We start from the raw sequence: 524 nt of genomic DNA on the forward strand, positions 1-524 counted from the left end.
ACCTTTTGGAGCCAGCCGCCTAAGGTGGGACAGATGATTGGGGTGAAGTCGTAACAAGGTAGCCGTATCGGAAGGTGCGGCTGGATCACCTCCTTTCTATGGAGAATTGATAAGCGCTGCTTATCAATATAAGTTTCCGTGTTTCGTTTTCGTTTAGTTTTGAGAGTTCAATAAAAAGTATTGACTCTTAAATGAGGATATGATATAAATAAATCCTGCAATTTGTATGGGCCTATAGCTCAGCTGGTTAGAGCGCACGCCTGATAAGCGTGAGGTCGATGGTTCGAGTCCATTTAGGCCCACCATACAACTTGGGGCCTTAGCTCAGCTGGGAGAGCGCCTGCCTTGCACGCAGGAGGTCAGCGGTTCGATCCCGCTAGGCTCCACCAAAAAGCTATTTTAAATAGCAAATGGTATGTTCTTTGAAAACTAGATAACAGTGTAGCTCATATTTTTTAATTTTTAGTTTGGTTAAGTTAGAAAGGGCGCACGGTGGATGCCTTGACACTAGGAGTCGATGAAGG

General features: G+C 45.0%; 2 tRNA genes and 1 rRNA gene. All 3 read left to right on the plus strand.

The features are described from left to right. Positions 1-96 (plus strand): 16S ribosomal RNA (locus MR083_RS26850); the annotation flags it as partial. A 132-nt stretch (positions 97-228) separates the two neighbouring features. Further along, positions 229-305, plus strand: a tRNA-Ile gene (locus MR083_RS26855). Between the two features lie 8 nt (positions 306-313). Next, positions 314-389, plus strand: a tRNA-Ala gene (locus tag MR083_RS26860). Positions 390-524: the final 135 nt, after the last annotated feature.

The sequence above is a fragment of the Bacillus cereus group sp. BfR-BA-01408 genome (assembly GCF_022663305.1).
GTDB classification, from domain to species: domain Bacteria; phylum Bacillota; class Bacilli; order Bacillales; family Bacillaceae_G; genus Bacillus_A; species Bacillus_A pacificus.